Genomic DNA, 18,193 nt, shown 5'->3' on the forward strand with positions numbered 1-18,193 from the left:
GCGGGCGCGACTCGGGCGCGATGGTCCGCCAGCATCGCAGACATGACGAAAAACTCCCACGAAACAGCGACCATCGCCAAAAAGAAGCGTCGCCGGTTGCGGGTGACCGCGCTGGTGGTCGCGACCTCGACAGCGCTGGCCGGCCCGGCTGCGGTCAGCGCCGCGGCCGCCCCCGCCCTGGTGCCTCCGACAGCGACCGACCGCACGCACAACGGCCCGATGCAGGACGTCGCCGAGCAGGTGCTGGGCGCGGGCGCTCCGGGATACACCGCCCGGATCGACAACGGCCGCCGCGTCGCGGTGACGACGGCCGGTGTCGCCGACCGGGCGACCGGGCGCCCGATGACCGGCCGGGACCAGTTCGAGATCGGCAGCAACACGAAGATGTTCACGTCGGCCCTCGCCCTGCAGCTGGTGGACAGGGGCCGGCTCGACCTGGACGCGCCGGTCTCGAAGTACCTGCCCGGGGTCGTGCCGAACGGCGAGAACATCACCGTCCGCATGCTGCTCAACCACACCAGCGGCCTGTTCAGCTACACCGGCGACCCGGACTTCTTCCCCAACACGGAGAAGAACCCGCAGCACGTGTACACCGACCAGGAACTGCTCGCCATCGCGTTCAGGCACGCGCCCGACTTCGCGCCCGGCACGAGCTGGTCGTACTCCAACACGAACTACGTGCTGGTCGGCATGATCCTGCAGAAACTCACCGGCAAGAGCATGCCCGAGCTGGTCGAGCAACGCATCGTCCGCCCGCTCGGCCTGACGCACACGTACTACGCCGCTCCCCGCGCCACCCACACCGGCCCCGGTTACGCCCACGGCTACCAGGTCAGGTTCGCCGGCCCGAGCCCGGCCTACACCGACGTGTCCGACTGGCCGCTCGGCGGCTGGGCCGGTGCCGCGGGAGCGATCATCTCCACCCAGGCCGATCTGTCCCGGTTCCTGTCGGCGCTGCTGCGTGGCGAGCTCTTCTCGCGGAAGCAGCTCGAGCAGATGCAGACGACCGTCCCGATTCCGGCGTCGTTCGGCATCCCGGGGAGCTACGGCCTCGGCTTGATCAAGATCGACTCGCCGTGCGGAACGGTCTGGGGTCATGGCGGCGACACCATGAGCCACCACAGCACCGCCGTGGCGACCGCCGACGGCCGCCGAACCGCGATCAGCGACACCAACGCCGAGCCGGCCGACACCACGCGCAACGACGGGGTGGACCGCTACGTCGCCGTGGCTTTCGCCGCCGAGTACGCGACCATCTGCCAGATGCTCGACAAGCCCGTCCCGGCCTCGGTGACACAGGCCTTGCACGGCGGCGCGCCCACCACCGGCTGACGCGCTGAACGTGCCACGAGCCGTACGGCGCAGGCCCAGTATGGTTCGTACATACGAACAACTCAGCGCATTTCCGGGAGAGACATGGCAGAGCGGAGCGCCAAGGCACACCGCACGGTTTCGCGGGTGACCGACATCCTCGAAGCTGTCGCCGCGGCCCAACCCGGCGGACTCCGGCTGCACGACCTCGCCGTGTCACTGGACGCACCGAAGTCGTCCGTCTTCGGCCTCGTCAAGGGTCTCGTCGCCACGGGCTACCTGGTCGAGGAGGAGAGCCGCTACCTCCTCGGCCCCGCCCTCGGCCAGCTCCTCACCGTCGAGCGGCCCAGCCTCGTCGACGCGGCCCGGCCGGCGCTCGAGAGCCTGCGCAACACCTTCAACGAGACCGTCACGCTCGCCACTCCCGTCGGTGAGTCCATTGTGTACGTCGACTCCGTGGAGTCGAGCCAGATGATCCGCTACTCGCCCCCCGCGCGCACGCGCCGTCCGCTGTACCCGCCGAGCCCCGGCAAGGCCGTCCTCGCGCACTGGTCGCGTCGTCGGCAGGAGGCGTACCTCAAGGAGATCGTCACCGCCGAGGAGCTCCCCGCGGCCCTGGCCGAGCTCGACGAGGTGCGGGAGAGCGGGGTCGCCTTCAACCGCGGCGAGACGCTTCCGGACGTCAGCGCGGCCGCCTCGCCGATCATCGTCGGGGGAAAGGTGCTGGGCGTCATCTCGGTCGCCGGCCCGAGCTCGCGGATGAGCGACCGGCTCGACGAGATCGCCGCGGCCGTGAAGGAAGCAGCGGCCACGACCGCCCTGCGCGTCTGAACGCGGGACTCCGCTCAGGCGCGAGCGCGCGAAAGGATGCGCTGGGCCTGGGCGAAGACCGGGCCGTCGACCATCCGGCCTTCGTGGGTGAAGACCCCGAAGCCGGCGGCCTCGGCCGCACGCAGCAGGCTTTCGGCCCACGCCACCTGCTCGGCCGTCGGCCGGTAGCCCTCGCGGATCACCGGGACCTGGGACGGGTGGATCGCCACCTTGCCATCGAAGCCGATGGCGACGGCGTCCTCGACCTCGGCCGCGAGCCCGTCGACGTCGGGGATGTCCAGGTAGACGGCGTCGAGGGCAAGCTTCCCCGCCGCCTTGGCCGCGATCAGCGCGCGCGACCGCGCGTGGCGCGCGACGTCGCGGTAGCCGCCCGCCGCCCGGCGCGACGTCGAGCCACCGAGGCCGGCGACCAGGTCGTCGGCGCCCCACATGACCGCCACGACACCCTCGGCCTGCGCGATCGCGTCGGCGTCCCGGATGCCTCGCGGGGTCTCGAGCAGGGCCACCACCTCGCACCCGTCGAGCCCGGCGACCGCGGCCGCCGTCTCGGTCTTGGCGAGCATGACCCGCCGGATCCCCGCCGGCAGCAGGGAAGTCGTGACCAGCTCGCGGTCGGCAGCGTGGTCGGCGGTGCCGGCCGCGTTGACGCGCACCACGACGCGCTCCGGGTCCAGCCGCCCGGACCCGGCTGCCTCGCGGAGGGCTTCGCGTGCCGCCGCACGACGGTCAGGGGCGACCGCGTCCTCGAGGTCGAGGATCACGACATCGGCGACTGCCAGCGCCTTGGCGTAGCGCTCGGGGCGGTCGGCCGGGCAGAAGAGCCACGCACTGCCGGGCTGCCAGCCGGGAGCGCCGCTCACGACGCACCGCCCGGCCGCATCCGCACCAGGGTCTGCCGGACGGCGAGCGCGACGACCTCGCCGCGCTGGTTGACCGCCTGGTGGCGCAGGCTCACCACACCCTCACCGGGACAACTCTCCGACGGGCGCTTGCCGGTGACCACGGTCTCCGCGTAGATCGTGTCGCCGTGCCGCACCGGCGCGGGGAAACGGATCTCGCTGAACCCCAGGTTGGCCACGATCGTGCCCTGCGTGAGCTGGTTGACCGAGAGACCGACCATGGTCGACAGCGTGAACAGGGAGTTCACGAGGCGGTCGTGGAACGGCGGCAGCTGCTCGCTCGCCGCCTGGTCGAGGTGGAGCGGCTGGGTGTTCATCGTGAGCGTCGTGAAGAGGACGTTGTCGGCCTCGGTCACGGTGCGCCCGGGAGCGTGGACGTAGGTGGCACCCACCTCGAACTCTTCGAACCACAGGCCGCGCTGCTCGATCCGGCGCCCTTGCCGCGCAACGCTCATCGGGTGGCCACCGACGACGGGCGCCCGGCGGCCGCGGCCTTGCGGGCCCGGCGCGACCGGTCGAAGACCGCACCGACCACCAGCAGGACGCCGGCACCGACGAACAGCAGCGAGACGCCGAACGTGGAGTGGCTCGGCGAGGCGTCGACCAGCGCGACCGCCCACAGTGGAGCGAAGCCACCCGCGAAGGCGCCGCCGACCTCACGACCGGTCCCGAGGCCCGAGGCCCGCACGTGCACAGGGAACTGCCGGGCGAGGAAGTCACCCTGCGCCGACAGCGCGGCGGGGATGACCAGACCGGTGGCGAGGACGAGAGCGGCCCCGATCGCCCACTTGTTACCGGTGTCCAGCAACGAGAAGAACGGGAATGCGAGGGCGACGACGCCGATACCGGCCGCCAGCAGGACTCGCCGGGAATCGACGCGGTCGCAGAGCCTGCCGACGACCGGGATCACGATGATCGCGGCGACACTGGCCACGGTGATGCCGAAGGTCCCGTAGGAAGCGGGCGCGCCGACATCCGTCTTGAGATAGCTCAGGGAGAAGGTCTTGAAGACGTAGCTGGCGCCGTTGTAGCCGATGGTCATGACCATGACGACGAGCAGCGCCTTCCAGTTGCCGCGGACCAGCTCGAGCAGCGGCTTGCGGCGCTCGCGCGGCGTCGCGTGCTCGAGCTCCTCGAAGGCGCGGGTCTCGGGCAGCCGCCGGCGGACGGCGTAACCGACGGCGACGAGGACGAAGCCGACCAGGAACGGGATGCGCCAGCCGAAGCCGTAGAGGAAGTCCTCGTCGATGGCGGTCAGCAGGGTGATCGTCAGCGACGAGACGAAGAGGCCGATGTTGACGCCCAGCGCGGGCCACGAGCCGAAGCGGCCGGTCTTGCCGGATCCCGCGTACTCGTACGACAGCGCGATCGCGTTGCTGAACTCGGCACCCGCACCGAGGCCCTGCAGCAGGCGGAGGACGACGAGCAGCAGCGGGGCGGCGACGCCGATCGCGGCGTAGCCAGGCAGCAGGCCGATGCAGCCGGACGACAGGCCCATCACGAGGAACGTGATCGACAGGGTCGCCTTGCGGCCCAAGCGGTCCCCGATCGCACCGAAGACGATGCCACCGAAGGGGCGGGCGATGAAGCCGACCGCGAACGTCGCGAACGAGGCGAGCGTGGCGGCCGAGTCGTTGCCCGCGGGGAAGAAGACGCCGCCGAAGACGAGGGCGGCCATCGAGGCGTAAAGGTAGAAGTCGTACCACTCGAGGGCCGAGCCCACGATGATCGCGGCCGCGGCGCGACGGCGCTCGGGACCGGTCAGCTCGGGCCGGGAGACCACTTCGTCCACGGCACCACCTTTCAGATATACGAACGCGGTTGCGCATCTACGCATCACCGAAGCACGTGGCAGGCATCACGTCAAGCGTTGCGCGGGGATTTCCACGGCCTGCGCCGGGGTTGCCCGGGCCCCTTTTTCGTGTTCAGATAATCGTATGACTGTTCGTATATCCGGAGGCCGTCGTGGATTTCACGCTCACTGAGGACCAGCAGGCGCTGCGCGAGGGCGTCCGGGCGCTGGCCGCGAAGTTCGATGACGACTACTGGGCGCGCTGCGACGCGGACCACGAGTTCCCGTGGGACTTCTACAACGCGCTCGCCGAGGGCGGCTGGCTCGGGATCGCCATCCCCGAGGAGTACGGGGGCGGCGGCCTCGGCATCACGGAGGCGGCGCTGCTGCTCGAGGAGGTGGCCGCCTCCGGCGCCGGCATGAACGGCTGCAGCACGATCCACCTGACGATCTTCGGCCTCAACACCATCGTGAAGCACGGCAGCGAGGAGCAGCGCGAGGAGATCCTGCCGGGAGCGGTCGACGGCTCCCTGCACGTCTGCTTCGCGGTCACCGAACCCGATGCCGGCACGGACACGACGCGGATCTCGACCTTCGCCCGCAAGGCCGACGGCGGCTACCACCTGCGCGGCCGCAAGGTGTGGATCACCAAGGCCGGCTACTCGCAGAAGGCCGTCCTCATCGCCCGCACGAGTCCCCGCGACGACGAGCGCCCGGTCGACGGCATGAGCCTCTTCCTCGTCGACATGGACTCCCCCGGCATCACGATGAACCCGATCCCGAAGCTCGGCCGCAACGCCGTGCCGTCGTACGAGATCGCCTTCGACGACGTCTTCGTGCCGGAGTCGGCCCGCATCGGCGAGGAGGGCAAGGGCTTCCGCTACCTCCTCGACGGGCTCAACCCCGAGCGGATCCTGCTCGCACACGAGGCGCTCGGCATCGGTCGCGCGTCATTGCGCCGGGCCGTGAAGTACGCGCAGGAGCGGGTCGTCTTCGACCGGCCGATCGGGCAGAACCAGGGCATCGCGTTCCCCCTCGCCGAGTGCGCGATGCGGCTCGACGCCGCCGAGCTCGTCGCCCGCCAGGCAGCCTGGGCCTACGACCAGGGCCTCCCCTGCGGCCGCGAGGCGAACATGGCGAAGTTCCTCTGCGCCGACGCGGGTTTCAAGGCCGCCGACCAGGCGGTCCAGACGCACGGCGGCATGGGCTACGCGCACGAGTACCACGTCGAGCGCTACTTCCGGGAGTCGCGCATCCTGCGCCTCGCCCCGGTCAGCCAGGAGATGGTCCTCAACTACATCTCCACCCACGTCCTCGGCCTCCCGAAGAGCTACTGAGATGAGCACCGGGACGTACGCCGCGGACGCGCCCGCTCTGTCCGGCCTCAAGGTCGTCGACCTGTCGCGGGTCCTGGCCGGGCCGCTCTGCGCGCAGATGCTCGCCGACCACGGCGCCGAGGTGATCAAGGTCGAGTCGCCAACGGGCGACGAGACCCGGACGTGGGGCCCGCCGTTCGTGGGGCCGGACACGAGCGCCTACTTCACCGGCATCAACCGCAACAAGGCGAACATCTGCCTCGACCTCCGTACCGAGGCGGGCCAGGCGGTCCTCCGCGACCTGTTCGCCGAGGCCGACGTCGTCGTCGAGAACTTCAAGGCCGGCACGCTCGCCCGCTGGGGCTTCGGCGACGAGGTCGTCCGCGCGACGTGGCCGCGGCTGATCCTGTGCCACATCACGGGTTTCGGCGCCGACGGCCCGATGGGCGGCATGCCGGGCTACGACGCGGTGGCGCAGGCCTACAGCGGCCTGATGAGCATCAACGGCGAACCCGACGGCGAGCCGCTCCGGGTCGGCGTGCCGATCGCGGACATGGTCACCGGCATCTACGCCTGCACCGGCGTCCTGCTCGCCCTGCAGGCGCGGCAGCGCACGGGCCAGGGGCAGGTCGTCGACTGCAACCTGGTCAACACGGCCGTCTCACTGCTCCACCCGCACTCGCCGTCGTACCTCATGGGCGGTGTCGAGGGTCAGCGGACCGGTTCGGCCCACCCGACGATCGCGCCGTACGACAGCTTCGCCGCGGCGGACGGGCTGATGTTCATCGGCTGCGGCAACGACGGCCAGTTCCGCAAGCTGGTGGAAGTGCTCGGCATCCCGGGCCTCGCTGACGATCCGCGTTTCGCCTCCAACGGGGCGCGCCTGGCCCACCGCGCCGCGATGGAGGAGCACCTCCGCCCCGCGATCGCGACGTGGAAGCGCGCCGGGCTGACCCGCGACCTGCTCGCGCGCGGCGTCCCGGCGACGCCGATCCACAGTGTCGGCGAGGCGCTGGAGGACGCCCACGTGCGCAGCCAGGAGATGGTCGTCGCGGTCGGCGACTACGTCGGCACCGGCATCCCGATCAAGCTGCGCGGCACACCCGGCACCGTGCGCACGGCCCCGCGTCCGCGCGGCGCCGACACGGAGGCGGTCCTGGCCGGCCTCGGGTACGACGTCGAGCGCGTCAACGAGCTGCTGAGCGACGGCACGGCCCACGCGGCCGGTGAGTTTGTCGATGCGGCCAGGTTTCTTACTGACGGACAGCAACGGCTCCAAGAGCACCACCGGTCGACGCAGTGAAACAGGGCTATTGGACCGCTCAGGTCTCCCGGCGGGACCCGAGCAGCAGCAGGCACAACACGACGACACCGGCGGCGACTCCGGCGACGAGCAGCATCGGGTCCAGGACCGTGGTCGACGTGGCCGGTGCGGTACCGGCGGCGACGACCGGTTGCGCGGTCGCCGGTGCCTGTCCCGTCGCCGGTGCCTGCCCTGCCGCCGGGCCCGCACTGTCCGATGTGGACGGTACCGGCTGCTGCGCGACGGGCGCCTGTCCCTGCTGCGGGGACGCCTGCGCCCGCGACGGGGCCGGGGCGCGCGAGGCGCCGGCCTGCGGGTGGGCCGTCGTTCTCGGTGCCGGGGACACGACCGGTGCCGCGGCGGCCGCGGGCTGCACGATCACCTGCGCGCGCATGTCGGGGTGGATCGAGCAGTAGTACGAGTAGGTCCCGGCGGTGGTGAAGGTGTAGGTGAAGCTCTGCCCCGTGCTGAGCATCGGGCTCTTGATCGCGACCGGCGCGCTGGTGGTGGTGACGTCGTGCGGCGCCTGGTCGTGGTTGGTCCACGTCACGCTGTCACCGACGTGCACGGTCAGCGTGGCGGGCGAGAAGGCGTAGTTCTGCATCATGACCGCCTGCGCCGCCGCGTCGGCCGCCGGCGCGAGGGCCAGCGGTACCCCGATCGCCAGCAGGCACGCCACGAGCACCAGCCTCATCGCGCGAACTCCGCGGCGAGTTCGAGGTGCAGCGGACGCCGGGCGATCACCCGCGCGGGCGGGGACCCGCGCTTCAGCGGCCGCCGCGGGGGCGGGAGAACGCCCTTCACCCACAGCACCACGGAGTTCTCGTCCACATAGGCCAGTCGACCGGTCAGCCGCAGCTCGCGGGTGACGCCGAGGACTTCGAGTCGTCCGGCGAGGTCCAGGAACCGGGTGGAGGTCACCCCCATCCTGGTGCTGGTGAACCGGATGGCGGGAAAGGTGCTCGCGCACAGTCCTCCTTCGTCGGTCAGTAGCCGCGCGAGCCCGGGCACCCGGGTGCGCAGGGAACGGGTGTCCAGCTCGAGTGCGAGCTCCGGCTGGTCGGGGTCGAGGACCAGATGGCCGGCGGTGGCGGCGAACCGCCCGCGCAGGACGGGACAACGCAGCAGCCGGGCCGTGGTTTCGAGCACGAACCGGTCCGGGTCGAGCTCGTAGCGGCCGGGCAGCGGCAGGTCCTCGACCGGCGCGAAGGCGGTGGTCGCGGCCGGGAGTTCGACGGTGGGATGCGGGTCGCCGGACACGGAGTTCTCCTCGGCGGGTCGAGCGGGCACGGTGGGGTGCGGTGGCCCGGCCGGTCCGGCCGGGCCACCGCGGCGGTGTCAGCAGGTCAGCTGGTTCGCCAGCGGGGTGAGGACCTGTTCCAGCCAGACGGTGTGGGTCTTGATGTACTGGTCGAGGTTCAGCGCGTCGGTCACCTGCTGGCTCAGCGAGGTTTCCAGGTGCGCCGACTGGATGTGCGCCCAGATCGGCGCCAGCGTGTCGGTGACCACCTTGTCGGCCGAACCGTTGAACACCGGGGACAGGACCTGTTCCAGCCACACCGTGTGGGTCTTGATGTACTGGTCGAGGTTCAGCAGGTCCGCGACCTGCTGGCCGGGGGACTCCTCCAGGTGCGCGGCCTTGACGTGGTCCAGGATCGGCTGCAGCACCCCCTTCGAGACGCAGCCGCTCGCGCTGCCGCTGCTCGTCGACGGCATCGACATCGAGGGCGTCGACGAGGACGCCGGGCTGCTCGGGGACGAGGGCATCGACATCGACGTGGTCGGCGCGGCGGTCGGCGACTGCGAGGTGGACGGCGGCGTGGTCGCCGCTCCGGTGACCGTCACCGTGGCCTTCATGTCCGGGTGCACCGCGCAGTAGTAGTCGTAGGTGCCCTCCTGCGTGAAGGTGTAGGTGAAGCTCTGGCCCTGCTGCAGGTTCGGCGAGTTGAACTTCACCGGCCCGTTGGAGACGGTCACCGTGTGCGGGGCGACGTCCTCGTTGGTCCAGGTCACGGTGTCGCCGACCGCCACGGTCAGCGAAGCCGGCGAGTAGGCGTAGTTCTTGATTTCCACCGAGACGGTCTTCGCGGTCGGGGTCTCCGCCTGCTACATGCTCTCGTAGAGCGCGACGCCGACCGGGTTACCGGTGATCTCGGCGGGCAGGGCCGCCGGCGTGGAGTCCTGGTGCGAGCGCAGGCTGACGACGCTGAACAGCAGACCTGCCAGCGCCACCACGGCGACGCCGATCAGCCAGCCCGGCCTGCGGGGCCGGTGTGGCGGCGTCGCGGCCGGGGTTTCGGTTGGGGTGTCCATGGGTGTGTTCGTCCTTTCCGGAGCGGGTCAGCAGCTCGCCTGGGTGAGCAACGGGGTCAGCACCTGCTCCAGCCAGACCGTGTGGGTCTTGACGTACTGGTCGAGGTTCAGCGCGTCGGAAACCTGCTGCGCGGGTGAGGTCTCCAGGTGCGCGGACTGGACGTGGGCCCAGATCGGGGCGAGCGTGTCGGTCACGGTCTTGTCGGCCGAGCCGTTCATGACGGGCGAGAGCACGTTCTCCAACCAGACCGTGTGGGTCTTGACGTACTGGTCGAGGTTCAGCGCGTCGGAAACCTGTTGCCCGGGCGAGGTTTCCAGGTGCGCCGCCTTGACGTGGTCGAGGATCGGCTGCAGCGCTTCCTTGGCCACGCACGCTGAGGCGGACGTCGCGGGGGCCATCTCGCCGTGGGCGGCCTGCGGCTGTGCCGGAGCCGGGGCGGCGGCAGGCACCGGTGCCGCGGCCACCGCCGCCTGCACCGGTGCCGCGGGCTGTGCGAGCTGACCGGCGGCCTGCGTGAGCTGGTCGGCCTGCGGCAGCGCGAGAAGGCTCTGCGACGCCGCGTCAGCGACGTCCACAGTGGATGGTGCAGCGGCCGGTGGGGCTGCGGTCGTGCTCGTGGTGCCGTTCAGCTGCACGAGTGCGGCCGTGGCGCCCGCCGCCCCGAGGACGGCGAGGCCCACCAGCAGCCGGGACCGCCGGACCACCGCGGGCGGGTCCGGCACCCTCGCCGGTCCGGGTTGGGACGTGTCCATCCAGAAGCTCCTTTCACAGAAGGGTCAACGGCCGGGGCTGGCCGTGACGAGCAGAGCGGCCGCGACGACGACCGCGATCACGAGGACCGTCTCGACGGCCACGGAGTAGACGAACGGGCGCACGGTCGCGGAGTCGCCGCGCAGCACCACGGCGAAGTCCAGCCGCCGGTTGACCCAGCGGCGGCTGCCCTGCGCGACCAGGAGGATCCCGGCGAGCACCACGATCTTGAACAGCAACGTGCGCCCGTAACCGGTGCTCACGAGCTTGCCCAGCGACCCCAGCGTCTGCCACGCCAGCACCACCCCGGCGCACACGATCACCAGCACCGATCCCATGGCCAGCACGGAATACCGCGGCACCACCGCGGCGAGCTCGTCGGGCCTGCGCCGGACCAGCACACCCAGCAGCAGCATCACCAGCCCGCCCAGCCACGCGCAGACCCCCAGGACGTGCGCGAAGTCCGCCACCTGCGCCAGCAGGGGACGCGCGGTCTCCGCGGCGTGCCCGGTCATCCCGGTGGTCCGCAGCAGCCCGAACGCGACCGCCGCGAACCCGGTGCGCCAGGCGAGGGCACCGGCGGCGACCCTCCCCCGCTGCAGCAGCTGCGCCAGCACGACCCCGCCCAGCAGCCACAGCAGGACCCTGGCCACCCAGATCTGTCCGAAGTGGACGTCCAGGACCTGCGAGACGATCTGCCAGTCGAACACCGCGCCCGGACCGCGTTGCGAGATCCACGCACCCTCGAAGCCGATCGCGGTCACGGTGCCCAGCACGCCGAGCACCCAGCCGGTCACCACGATCCGGCGGGCCGGCCGCTGGTCGGCGCCGCCGGGCCAGAGCACCGCCAGGAACAGGAGTCCACCGAGGAACAGCGTCATCCCGAGGTAGTCGACCGCTCGCGCCGCGATGTAGCAGACCTTGACAGGACTCAGATCCACTGGTCACCCACCCGTCGCGGCCGGCAGCACCGACGGGAGCCCGGGAAGCGCACCGGTCAGCGCCGACACCGGGTCGCCCGCCGCGGTGCCTGCCGGGTCGCAGTACCCGGTCACGGTGTACAGCAACGTGTTGAGGGCGCCCGGGCTCGTCCCGTCCGGGCTCTGCGTCAGCCCGAGCGCGCCGGTCAGGCTGCTCACCACCGGCAGCCCGCTCACCACCGTGTTCGCGTTGTCGACAACGGTCTGGGCAGCACCGGGCAGGCAGACGGCGGGAGCCGCGGGAGGCGTGCCGGGCGACCCGGGTGCCCCGGGCTGGCTGGGCGGGGTCGGTTGTCCCGGCGGTGCAGGCGCCACGGGCACCTGCACCGGGGAGGAGGGCATCGAGCCGTCGGGCGCCGGGCCAGCGGGAACCGGCTGGTCGAGCACCGGTGACACCGCCCCGGCGGCGGGCAGGACGTTGTCGGGCATCGTCATCCCCGGCGGCGCCACCGCCTGGGGCAGGCCCGCGGCCGCGGGCGGCATCGCGGCATCAGCGCCGGGCTGGGCCGTCCCCGCCTGGGCGGGCGCGGTCGCCGTCGTCGTGGTGTGCAGGCCGAGCCCGGAGGCATAACCGACGACCACCACCACGCCCGTCACCAGCAAGGCCGCGACGACCTGCTCTCTGCGCAGCGAATTCACTGCCGCCACCTGACACTCCTTCGCGATATCCGTCCGCTTGCGACGACACGCCCGTCCGGGCCGTTCGATGCGGCATCACATCACCGGCGGCGTTTCAGGCAATGACCCCGTTGTGAAGCTGAGGTAAATGACCTCCCGGCGTGCGCGGCCGCCTTGGTGAGAAGCGTCCATTTAGACATCCCAAATAGGACAGTCCAGGTGGACGGACAGCCGGAACTGAGCGCGGACAACGCCTGTCGCCGCCCCGGTGGCCCACGCGGTGAACTTCTGGTTACCGCGCCTTAACGACGGAAGGTGTTCAACTTTCGTCGCGCGTCGCTAGCCTTCCGGCGACTTGCTCCCCGTTGGAAAAGGAAGTACCGAGAATGCGCAGCCTGAAAGCGCTTGCGGTCGCCGGAGCGGCGGCGGCCCTGGTCGTGGGCGCGGCACCGATCGCGCAGGCCCACAACGTCCTGGTCTCCAGCGACCCCGCGAAAGGGGCCTCGATCGCCGCGGCGCCGGCCCAAGTGCGGCTGGTGTTCAACGAGCCGGTCGACAACGGCCCCAACGAAATCAGCGTCACCGGCCCGGACGGCAGCTCGCGCTGGGACACCGGACCGACGACCGTCAGTGGCGCGACTGTCTCAGTAGGACTGCGGAACCTCGGTCCCGCGGGCGTCTACACCGTCAACTACCACATCGTCTCCGAGGACGGGCACCCCGTTTCCGACGCCTTCGCCTTCACCCTCACCACCGCGGGCACGGGTACCCCCACGACGCCCGCCGCGGCCACGCCGACCGTTGCCGCCGCCACCACCGCAACCACCGACGGCACGGTGCCGGTCTGGGTGTGGATCATCGCCGCGGCGGTCCTGCTCATCAGCGGGCTCCTCGTCGCACGCCGCGTGAGCCGCTGAACGAGCGGCAAGCGGAGCGCGGCAGGACGCAACCCGGGGAGGAACACATCAGGACCCCCGCTGGGCCCACCCCTGACCCGGCTCACCGCGCGATCCGGAAACCGCACCCGCGGCCCTGGCGGTGGTGCGCCGGTTCACTCCAGGCATCGGCCTCGGGCTGGGCGGGCTGCTCATCGGGATCTCACCGTTGGTGCCATGGCTCCACGTCGTGCTCGTCGGCAACGTGAACCTCCTCGACGCCGCACAGCTGGGATCGGGCGGCTCGGTCCCGCTGGTGTTGGTCCCCGCCGCCCTCGTCGTCTGCGGCCTCACGTCGCTCATCGCGGCCCTGGTGTTGCGGGAAGGCCTCGCCGCCCGCGGCACGGCCGTCATCCTCCTGGCCAGCGCGGGCGCGATCGGCGGACTGCTCTCGGTCGGCTTGCTCAAGGCGCTGACGGGCACGGGAGAGCTCGCCAGCATCGGCCTGGGTCCGTGGATCGATCTGGCGGGGGCGTTCGTCATGTTGTTGGGCGTCGTCGTGCCCGCTCCGCCCACGGCGGCGACCCACCGACCACCGTGACTGCTCTCCCGCCCGCACGTTCGGTTTCACCCCCGACCGACCACAGCCGACCGCGGGTTGGGAAGCGCCGAAGCGTTGATCTGGGCCAAGCGCTCCACGCGCTGCGGTATCCGTGAAGCAGACGTCGGCGAACTCGGCACACCGAAGACCAACGCCTGGAAAACCCGAGCCCAGCTCGACCCCGCCCGGACCTCCGACAAAACAAAAGAGCGCCGACTCGATCGAGTCGGCGCTCTTTGAACGTACCCCCGATGGGATTCGAACCCACGCTACCGGCGTGAGAGGCCGGCGTCCTAGGCCGCTAGACGACGGGGGCTTGCTCTTGCTTGCGAGAGGAAACTTACCAGAGGCTGTTTTCCGCTTCGCAGCTGGGGTACCAGGACTCGAACCTAGACTAACTGAACCAGAATCAGTCGTGCTGCCAATTACACCATACCCCAACGGTTTTGCCTCTCCGGTCGCGATCCGGATCAGCACCGCCGGGAAGAAATACTAGACCACGCCCGGAACGCCCTCATCACCGGGGCCCCGCACCTCAGCGCTGGACGGGCACGCCGACCCTCGCGAACTCGCTGACCAGCAGCTGCGGCAGCTCGTCCAGCCCGGGGATGACGTGCACGCCCTCCGGCACCTCGGCGGCGGTGTCGTGCCGGTCGAGCCACACGCCCGTCAGCCCCGCGTCGCGCGCGCCGACGGCGTCCGTCTGCAGTTTGTCCCCCACGTGAGCGGCCTCACCGGGCGCGCACCCCAGGCGCTCGCACACCGAGTGGAACATCACAGGATCGGGCTTGGCAACCCCCACTTCGCCCGCGATGGCGACGTGGTCGAAGAACCGGGCCAGGCCCAGATCCGCCAGTTTCGCCCGCTGGTGGGCCCCTGAGGCGTTCGTCACGGCCGCCAGGCGCACGCCCGCGGCCCGCAGCCAGTCGAGGCACGGCAGCGCGTCGTCGAACAGGCACATCGACCGGCGCAGCAGGTCCTTGCGCCGCACCTCGAACCGGGCGACGTCGTCCCCGTCGACCACTACCCCCAGCTCCCCCAGGAAGCACTGCGTGCGCCGGAAGTGCATCGACGCGTAGTCGAGGTCCCCCGCGACGACCAGCGCGACGTGCCGGTCGGTGATCCGCTCCCACAGCGGCCACATGTCGGCACGACCGAGCAGCGCGGCGAGCGCCCGGCGGCCCGCCGCGCTGAAGTCGATCAGCGTGTCGTCGATGTCGAGGCACACCAGCCGCAGACTGGGCGGAGTCCACGGATCGGCCGGGGTACCGAGGGTGAAGACAGGAGCGGAGGAACGGGGGCGCGCGAAATCCACCCAGCGAGGCTAGGGGACTGAGCGCGTTCGCGATTCGACCGACAAGGTGATTACTTTCGTCGATTCGCGATCGTGACCCTCTACTCTCAGTTGCCCGGCACCGCGCGCATCAGCCGGGCGAGTGATGTTGACCGGCCAAGCAGTTCCATTGACTCGTACAGCGGCGGCGACACCGTGCGCCCGGTGACCGCCACGCGGACGGGCGCGAAAGCCTTGCGGGGCTTGAGACCCAGGCCCTCGACGAGCGCGTCCTTGAGCGCCTGCTCGATCGCGGGCGCCCGCCACTCCCCGAGCCCTTCGAGTGCCTCGATCGAGGCACGCAGCACCGGCTCGGCGTCCGGGCCGAGCGCCTTCGTCGCGGCGTCCTCCTCGGGCGCGAACTCCTCGTCCGGCACGAACAGGAAGCGCACCAGCGGCGCCGCGTCACCCAGCACGGTCACGCGCTCCTGCACCAGCGGCGCGATCGTGCGCAGCTTCGCCAGCTGCTCCTCGCCCGGCTCCGCGGGCAGCACGCCCGCGCTGACGAGGTAGGGCACGACCCGCTGCACGAAGTCCTCGGCGGGCAGCGCGCGCAGGTGCGTCCCGTTGATCGCCTCGGCCTTCTTCGCGTCGAACCGGGCGGGGTTCGCGCTGACCTTGGCGATGTCGAACGCCTCGACGAGCTCCTGCACGCTGAAGACGTCCCGGTCGTCCGCGATGGACCAGCCCAGCAGCGCCAGGTAGTTCAGCAGCCCCTCGGGGATGAACCCGCGGTCGCGGTAGTTGAACAGGTTCGACTGCGGGTCGCGTTTGGACAGTTTCTTGTTGCCCTCCCCCATCACGTACGGCAGGTGGCCGAACTCGGGGGTGAAGTCGGTGACGCCGATGCGGCGCAACGCGTCGTACAGCGCGAGCTGCCGCGGCGTGGACGGCAGCAGGTCCTCGCCCCGCAGCACGTGCGTGATCCGCATGAGCGCGTCGTCGACCGGGTTCGTCAGCGTGTACAGCGGATCACCGTTCGCGCGCACCAGGACCGGGTCCGGCACGCTGCCGGCGGGGAAGGTGATCGGGCCGCGGACGAGGTCGTCCCAGCCCAGGTCCTTGTCCGGCATCCGCAGGCGCAGCACCGGCTTGCGGCCCTCGGCGCGGAACGCCTCGCGCTGCTCCTCGGTGAGGTCGCGGTCGAAGTTGTCGTAGCCCAGCTTGGGGTCCTGGCCCGCGGCCTTGCGCCGGGCCTCGACCTCCTCGTTGGTCGAGTACGCCTCATACAGCTCACCGGCGTCGAGCAGGCGCTTCGCGACGTCGGCGTAGATGTCGCGGCGCAGGCTCTGCCGGTACGGACCGTATTCGCCGCCTGCGTCGGGGCCCTCGTCCCAGTCGATGCCCAGCCAGCGCAACGCTTCCAGCAGCTGCTGGTAGGACTCCTCGCTGTCGCGGGCGGCGTCGGTGTCCTCGATCCGGAACACCAGCGTGCCGCCGTGGTGGCGGGCGAAGGCCCAGTTGAACAGCGCCGTGCGGATCAGCCCGACGTGCGGGGTGCCGGTCGGCGAGGGGCAGAAGCGTGCGCGTACCGCGGTCTCAGTCATAGCCCGACCAGCGTATCCCGCTTGACGAACGCCTTCCCCGAGGCCATCCTGGTTTTATTCAACAGACGATGAAAAACAGGAGGCGGCGATGACCGAGCGGACGACGTGCCTCGTGGCGGGCGGCGGGCCCGCGGGGATGGTGCTGGGGCTGTTGCTGGCGAGGGCCGGGGTCGACGTCACGGTGCTGGAGAAGCACGCCGATTTCCTGCGTGACTTCCGCGGCGACACCGTGCACCCGTCCACGCAGACGCTGCTGGACGAACTGGGCCTCGGCGAGCGGTTCGCGGCGCTGCCGCAGAGCAGGCTGCACGAGGTCGTGGTGCCCAGCGGGGAGGGGCCCGACCTGGTGATCGCCGACTTCCGGAAGCTGCGGGTGCCGCACCCGGACGTGGCGATGGTGCCGCAGTGGGACCTGCTGGACCTGCTGGCGGACGCGGGCCGCGAGGAGGAGCACTTCCACCTGCGGATGGACACCGAGGTGGTGGACCTGCTGCGCGAGGGGGGCCGCGTGACGGGCGTGCGTTACCGGACGGCCGACGGGCGGACCGGGGAGATCGCCGCGGAGCTCACGATCGGGTGTGACGGGCGGTGGTCCACGGTGCGCCGCCTCGCCGGGCTGAGGCCGCACGAATACCCGGTGCCGATCGACGTCTGGTGGTTCCGGCTGCCCCGCGAGGGCGATGAACGGCAGACGCTCACGCCCGGCATGCGGAACGCGCAGTTCGCGGTCACGATCCCGCGGGAGGGGTACTTCCAGATCGCGTACGTGGCGCGCAAGGGGCTCGACGCGCAGTTGCGCGCGGAGGGCCTGGACGGGTTCCGCGCGAGGGTCGCCGAGGTGCTGCCGGAGCTGGCGGACCGCGTGGAGAAGCTCGAGTCGATGGACGACGTGAAGCACCTGGACGTGCGGCTGAACCTGCTGCGCCGCTGGCACGCCGACGGAGTCCTGTGCATCGGCGACGCCGCGCACGCGATGTCACCCATCGGTGGGGTCGGCATCAACCTGGCGGTGCAGGACGCGGTGGCGACGGCACGGCTGCTGGCGGGCCCGTTGCGGCGGGGGCGGGTGAGCAGGCGGGACCTCGCGCGGGTGCACCGCCGCCGGTGGCTGCCGACGGTGCTCGTGCAGGGGATCCAGCGGATGATGCACCGGGCGGTGATCGGCCCGGTGATCGAAGGAAGGCGGAGCGGCCCACCGCCGCTCGCGACCCGCCTGGCGAAGCTGGTGCCGGCGGCGCGGTCGGTGCCCGCGTATCTCATCGGCGTCGGGCTGCTGCCCGAGCACGCCCCCGCCTTCGCCCGGCGACCGTGAGGGGGTTGGGGGCGTGGGGGCGGCCGCGGTGGAACGGCTGCAGGGCCCGCGCGGCGGCGGTGGGCGGTGCTGGCGCCGCGGCGCTTCGAGGAGGGCGGCGGCGATCTAAGGCGAAGCGGCGCAGGCAGCCGCTGCCGCCGCCGCGCAGCGGCAGCGGCGAACGAAACCGCAGTCGCCAGGCAGCCGTGAGCGGGAGCTGGCGCCTCGGGGGTTCACGGCGAGCAGCATCACCGCGGCAGCCTGACGCAGGAACCTCTCCACAGCACGGGCGCGGGCGGAACCAACGGCTCGGCGCTCACCCGCCGCGACGGCAACGAGACGGAGCCGACAGCTCGCCCCGGCGGCCGCGACCGGCGCCCAGCGGGCCGCGCCCGGCGGCGGCCACACCCGGCGCCCGCGCCCGGCGACCGG

18 protein-coding genes, 2 tRNA genes and 1 pseudogene are annotated in these 18,193 nt (G+C 71.3%); 7 read left to right on the forward strand and 14 right to left on the reverse strand.

All coding sequences use genetic code 11. The features are described 5' to 3' along the window. The first annotated feature begins 42 nt into the window (after window positions 1–42). Both ABFX51_RS12350 and ABFX51_RS12355 read left to right on the forward strand, forming a co-directional pair. A complete protein-coding gene (locus ABFX51_RS12350; RefSeq protein ID WP_346053787.1) occupies window positions 43–1,332 on the forward strand; it encodes a serine hydrolase domain-containing protein in 1,290 nt (429 codons plus the stop codon). Window positions 1,333–1,416: 84 nt separating this feature from the next. Beyond that, entirely contained in the window at window positions 1,417–2,142 is a 726-nt protein-coding gene (locus ABFX51_RS12355) for an IclR family transcriptional regulator (RefSeq protein WP_346053788.1), read from the forward strand. A 14-nt stretch (window positions 2,143–2,156) separates the two neighbouring features. On the opposite strand, the gene ABFX51_RS12360 is transcribed toward ABFX51_RS12355, so the two are convergent. Genes ABFX51_RS12360 through ABFX51_RS12370 form a run of 3 tightly spaced genes read right to left on the reverse strand, consistent with a single transcriptional unit; the run spans window position 2,157 to window position 4,833 of the window. Continuing rightward, complete coding sequence (locus ABFX51_RS12360) at window positions 2,157–3,002, reverse strand: HpcH/HpaI aldolase/citrate lyase family protein (protein ID WP_091515592.1); 846 nt, start codon at window positions 3,000–3,002, stop codon at window positions 2,157–2,159. Beyond that, window positions 2,999–3,496: a MaoC family dehydratase gene (locus tag ABFX51_RS12365; RefSeq protein WP_091515590.1), complete on the reverse strand. Its 498-nt coding sequence runs from the start codon at window positions 3,494–3,496 to the stop codon at window positions 2,999–3,001. The genes ABFX51_RS12360 and ABFX51_RS12365 overlap by 4 nt, the downstream gene beginning before the upstream one ends. Then, window positions 3,493–4,833, reverse strand: coding sequence for an MFS transporter (locus ABFX51_RS12370; protein ID WP_245783395.1), 1,341 nt, complete (start codon window positions 4,831–4,833; stop codon window positions 3,493–3,495). The genes ABFX51_RS12365 and ABFX51_RS12370 overlap by 4 nt, the downstream gene beginning before the upstream one ends. 173 nt (window positions 4,834–5,006) lie before the next feature. Between ABFX51_RS12370 and ABFX51_RS12375 the strand changes: the two genes are divergently transcribed. Both ABFX51_RS12375 and ABFX51_RS12380 read left to right on the forward strand, forming a co-directional pair. After that, on the forward strand, window positions 5,007–6,170 hold the full coding sequence (locus ABFX51_RS12375) for an acyl-CoA dehydrogenase family protein (protein ID WP_091515586.1): 1,164 nt from the start codon (window positions 5,007–5,009) through the stop codon (window positions 6,168–6,170). Between the two features lies 1 nt (window position 6,171). After that, window positions 6,172–7,452: a CaiB/BaiF CoA transferase family protein gene (locus ABFX51_RS12380; RefSeq protein ID WP_091515574.1), complete on the forward strand. Its 1,281-nt coding sequence runs from the start codon at window positions 6,172–6,174 to the stop codon at window positions 7,450–7,452. A gap of 19 nt (window positions 7,453–7,471) precedes the next feature. Here ABFX51_RS12380 and ABFX51_RS12385 read toward each other — a convergent pair whose 3' ends face one another. From ABFX51_RS12385 to ABFX51_RS12415, 7 genes and pseudogenes are all read right to left on the reverse strand, one after another. After that, window positions 7,472–8,146: a cupredoxin domain-containing protein gene (locus ABFX51_RS12385; protein ID WP_091515571.1), complete on the reverse strand. Its 675-nt coding sequence runs from the start codon at window positions 8,144–8,146 to the stop codon at window positions 7,472–7,474. After that, window positions 8,143–8,712 (reverse strand): YceI family protein, encoded by a 570-nt coding sequence (locus tag ABFX51_RS12390; protein ID WP_177228968.1) that lies wholly within the window; start codon window positions 8,710–8,712, stop codon window positions 8,143–8,145. The genes ABFX51_RS12385 and ABFX51_RS12390 overlap by 4 nt, the downstream gene beginning before the upstream one ends. A 78-nt stretch (window positions 8,713–8,790) precedes the next feature. Next, window positions 8,791–9,534: pseudogene (locus ABFX51_RS12395) on the reverse strand (cupredoxin domain-containing protein); the annotation flags it as partial. A 24-nt stretch (window positions 9,535–9,558) separates the two neighbouring features. Continuing rightward, window positions 9,559–9,765 carry a hypothetical protein gene (locus ABFX51_RS12400; protein WP_245783393.1) on the reverse strand — a complete coding sequence of 69 codons (207 nt, stop codon included), beginning with the start codon at window positions 9,763–9,765 and terminating at the stop codon, window positions 9,559–9,561. 27 nt (window positions 9,766–9,792) lie between these two features. After that, window positions 9,793–10,518, reverse strand: coding sequence for a hypothetical protein (locus ABFX51_RS12405; RefSeq protein WP_091515566.1), 726 nt, complete (start codon window positions 10,516–10,518; stop codon window positions 9,793–9,795). 24 nt (window positions 10,519–10,542) lie between these two features. Next, complete coding sequence (locus tag ABFX51_RS12410; protein ID WP_342743528.1) at window positions 10,543–11,457, reverse strand: copper resistance D family protein; 915 nt, start codon at window positions 11,455–11,457, stop codon at window positions 10,543–10,545. Between the two features lie 3 nt (window positions 11,458–11,460). Further along, window positions 11,461–12,144 (reverse strand): hypothetical protein, encoded by a 684-nt coding sequence (locus tag ABFX51_RS12415; RefSeq protein WP_091515563.1) that lies wholly within the window; start codon window positions 12,142–12,144, stop codon window positions 11,461–11,463. A 356-nt stretch (window positions 12,145–12,500) separates the two neighbouring features. Between ABFX51_RS12415 and ABFX51_RS12420 the strand changes: the two genes are divergently transcribed. Next, window positions 12,501–13,031, forward strand: a complete 531-nt coding sequence (locus ABFX51_RS12420) for a copper resistance CopC family protein (protein ID WP_091515561.1) — start codon at window positions 12,501–12,503, stop codon at window positions 13,029–13,031. A gap of 124 nt (window positions 13,032–13,155) precedes the next feature. After that, window positions 13,156–13,590 (forward strand): hypothetical protein, encoded by a 435-nt coding sequence (locus tag ABFX51_RS12425; protein WP_143249997.1) that lies wholly within the window; start codon window positions 13,156–13,158, stop codon window positions 13,588–13,590. 243 nt (window positions 13,591–13,833) lie between these two features. On the opposite strand, the gene ABFX51_RS12430 is transcribed toward ABFX51_RS12425, so the two are convergent. The 4 genes from ABFX51_RS12430 to gltX all read right to left on the reverse strand — a co-directional run bounded on the left by ABFX51_RS12430 (window position 13,834) and on the right by gltX (window position 16,470). Then, window positions 13,834–13,906, reverse strand: a tRNA-Glu gene (locus tag ABFX51_RS12430). Between the two features lie 52 nt (window positions 13,907–13,958). After that, window positions 13,959–14,030 (reverse strand) — tRNA-Gln (locus tag ABFX51_RS12435). A 95-nt stretch (window positions 14,031–14,125) separates the two neighbouring features. Beyond that, on the reverse strand, window positions 14,126–14,818 hold the full coding sequence (locus ABFX51_RS12440) for an HAD family hydrolase (RefSeq protein WP_091515557.1): 693 nt from the start codon (window positions 14,816–14,818) through the stop codon (window positions 14,126–14,128). A gap of 173 nt (window positions 14,819–14,991) precedes the next feature. Then, the gene (gene gltX, locus ABFX51_RS12445) at window positions 14,992–16,470 is read right to left on the reverse strand and encodes a glutamate--tRNA ligase (RefSeq protein ID WP_091515554.1); all 1,479 of its coding nucleotides are present in this window, start codon (window positions 16,468–16,470) and stop codon (window positions 14,992–14,994) included. An 88-nt stretch (window positions 16,471–16,558) separates the two neighbouring features. Between gltX and ABFX51_RS12450 the strand changes: the two genes are divergently transcribed. Beyond that, window positions 16,559–17,782 carry an FAD-dependent oxidoreductase gene (locus tag ABFX51_RS12450; RefSeq protein ID WP_091515553.1) on the forward strand — a complete coding sequence of 408 codons (1,224 nt, stop codon included), beginning with the start codon at window positions 16,559–16,561 and terminating at the stop codon, window positions 17,780–17,782. The last annotated feature ends 411 nt before the right edge of the window (window positions 17,783–18,193 follow it).

The organism is Amycolatopsis dongchuanensis (assembly GCF_039542405.1).
In the GTDB taxonomy this organism is placed as follows: domain Bacteria; phylum Actinomycetota; class Actinomycetes; order Mycobacteriales; family Pseudonocardiaceae; genus Amycolatopsis_E; species Amycolatopsis_E sacchari.

Excerpts from the sequence above, each read along its gene's own strand:
- gltX (WP_091515554.1), bottom strand. The coding sequence starts at position 16,470 with ATGACTGAGACCGCGGTACGCGCACGCTTCTGCCCCTCGCCGACCGGC.
- ABFX51_RS12420 (WP_091515561.1), top strand. The coding sequence starts at position 12,501 with ATGCGCAGCCTGAAAGCGCTTGCGGTCGCCGGAGCGGCGGCGGCCCTG.
- ABFX51_RS12355 (WP_346053788.1), top strand. The coding sequence starts at position 1,417 with ATGGCAGAGCGGAGCGCCAAGGCACACCGCACGGTTTCGCGGGTGACC.
- ABFX51_RS12350 (WP_346053787.1), top strand. The coding sequence starts at position 43 with ATGACGAAAAACTCCCACGAAACAGCGACCATCGCCAAAAAGAAGCGT.
- ABFX51_RS12400 (WP_245783393.1), bottom strand. The coding sequence starts at position 9,765 with ATGGACACCCCAACCGAAACCCCGGCCGCGACGCCGCCACACCGGCCC.
- ABFX51_RS12405 (WP_091515566.1), bottom strand. The coding sequence starts at position 10,518 with ATGGACACGTCCCAACCCGGACCGGCGAGGGTGCCGGACCCGCCCGCG.
- ABFX51_RS12365 (WP_091515590.1), bottom strand. The coding sequence starts at position 3,496 with ATGAGCGTTGCGCGGCAAGGGCGCCGGATCGAGCAGCGCGGCCTGTGG.
- ABFX51_RS12450 (WP_091515553.1), top strand. The coding sequence starts at position 16,559 with ATGACCGAGCGGACGACGTGCCTCGTGGCGGGCGGCGGGCCCGCGGGG.
- ABFX51_RS12385 (WP_091515571.1), bottom strand. The coding sequence starts at position 8,146 with ATGAGGCTGGTGCTCGTGGCGTGCCTGCTGGCGATCGGGGTACCGCTG.
- ABFX51_RS12380 (WP_091515574.1), top strand. The coding sequence starts at position 6,172 with ATGAGCACCGGGACGTACGCCGCGGACGCGCCCGCTCTGTCCGGCCTC.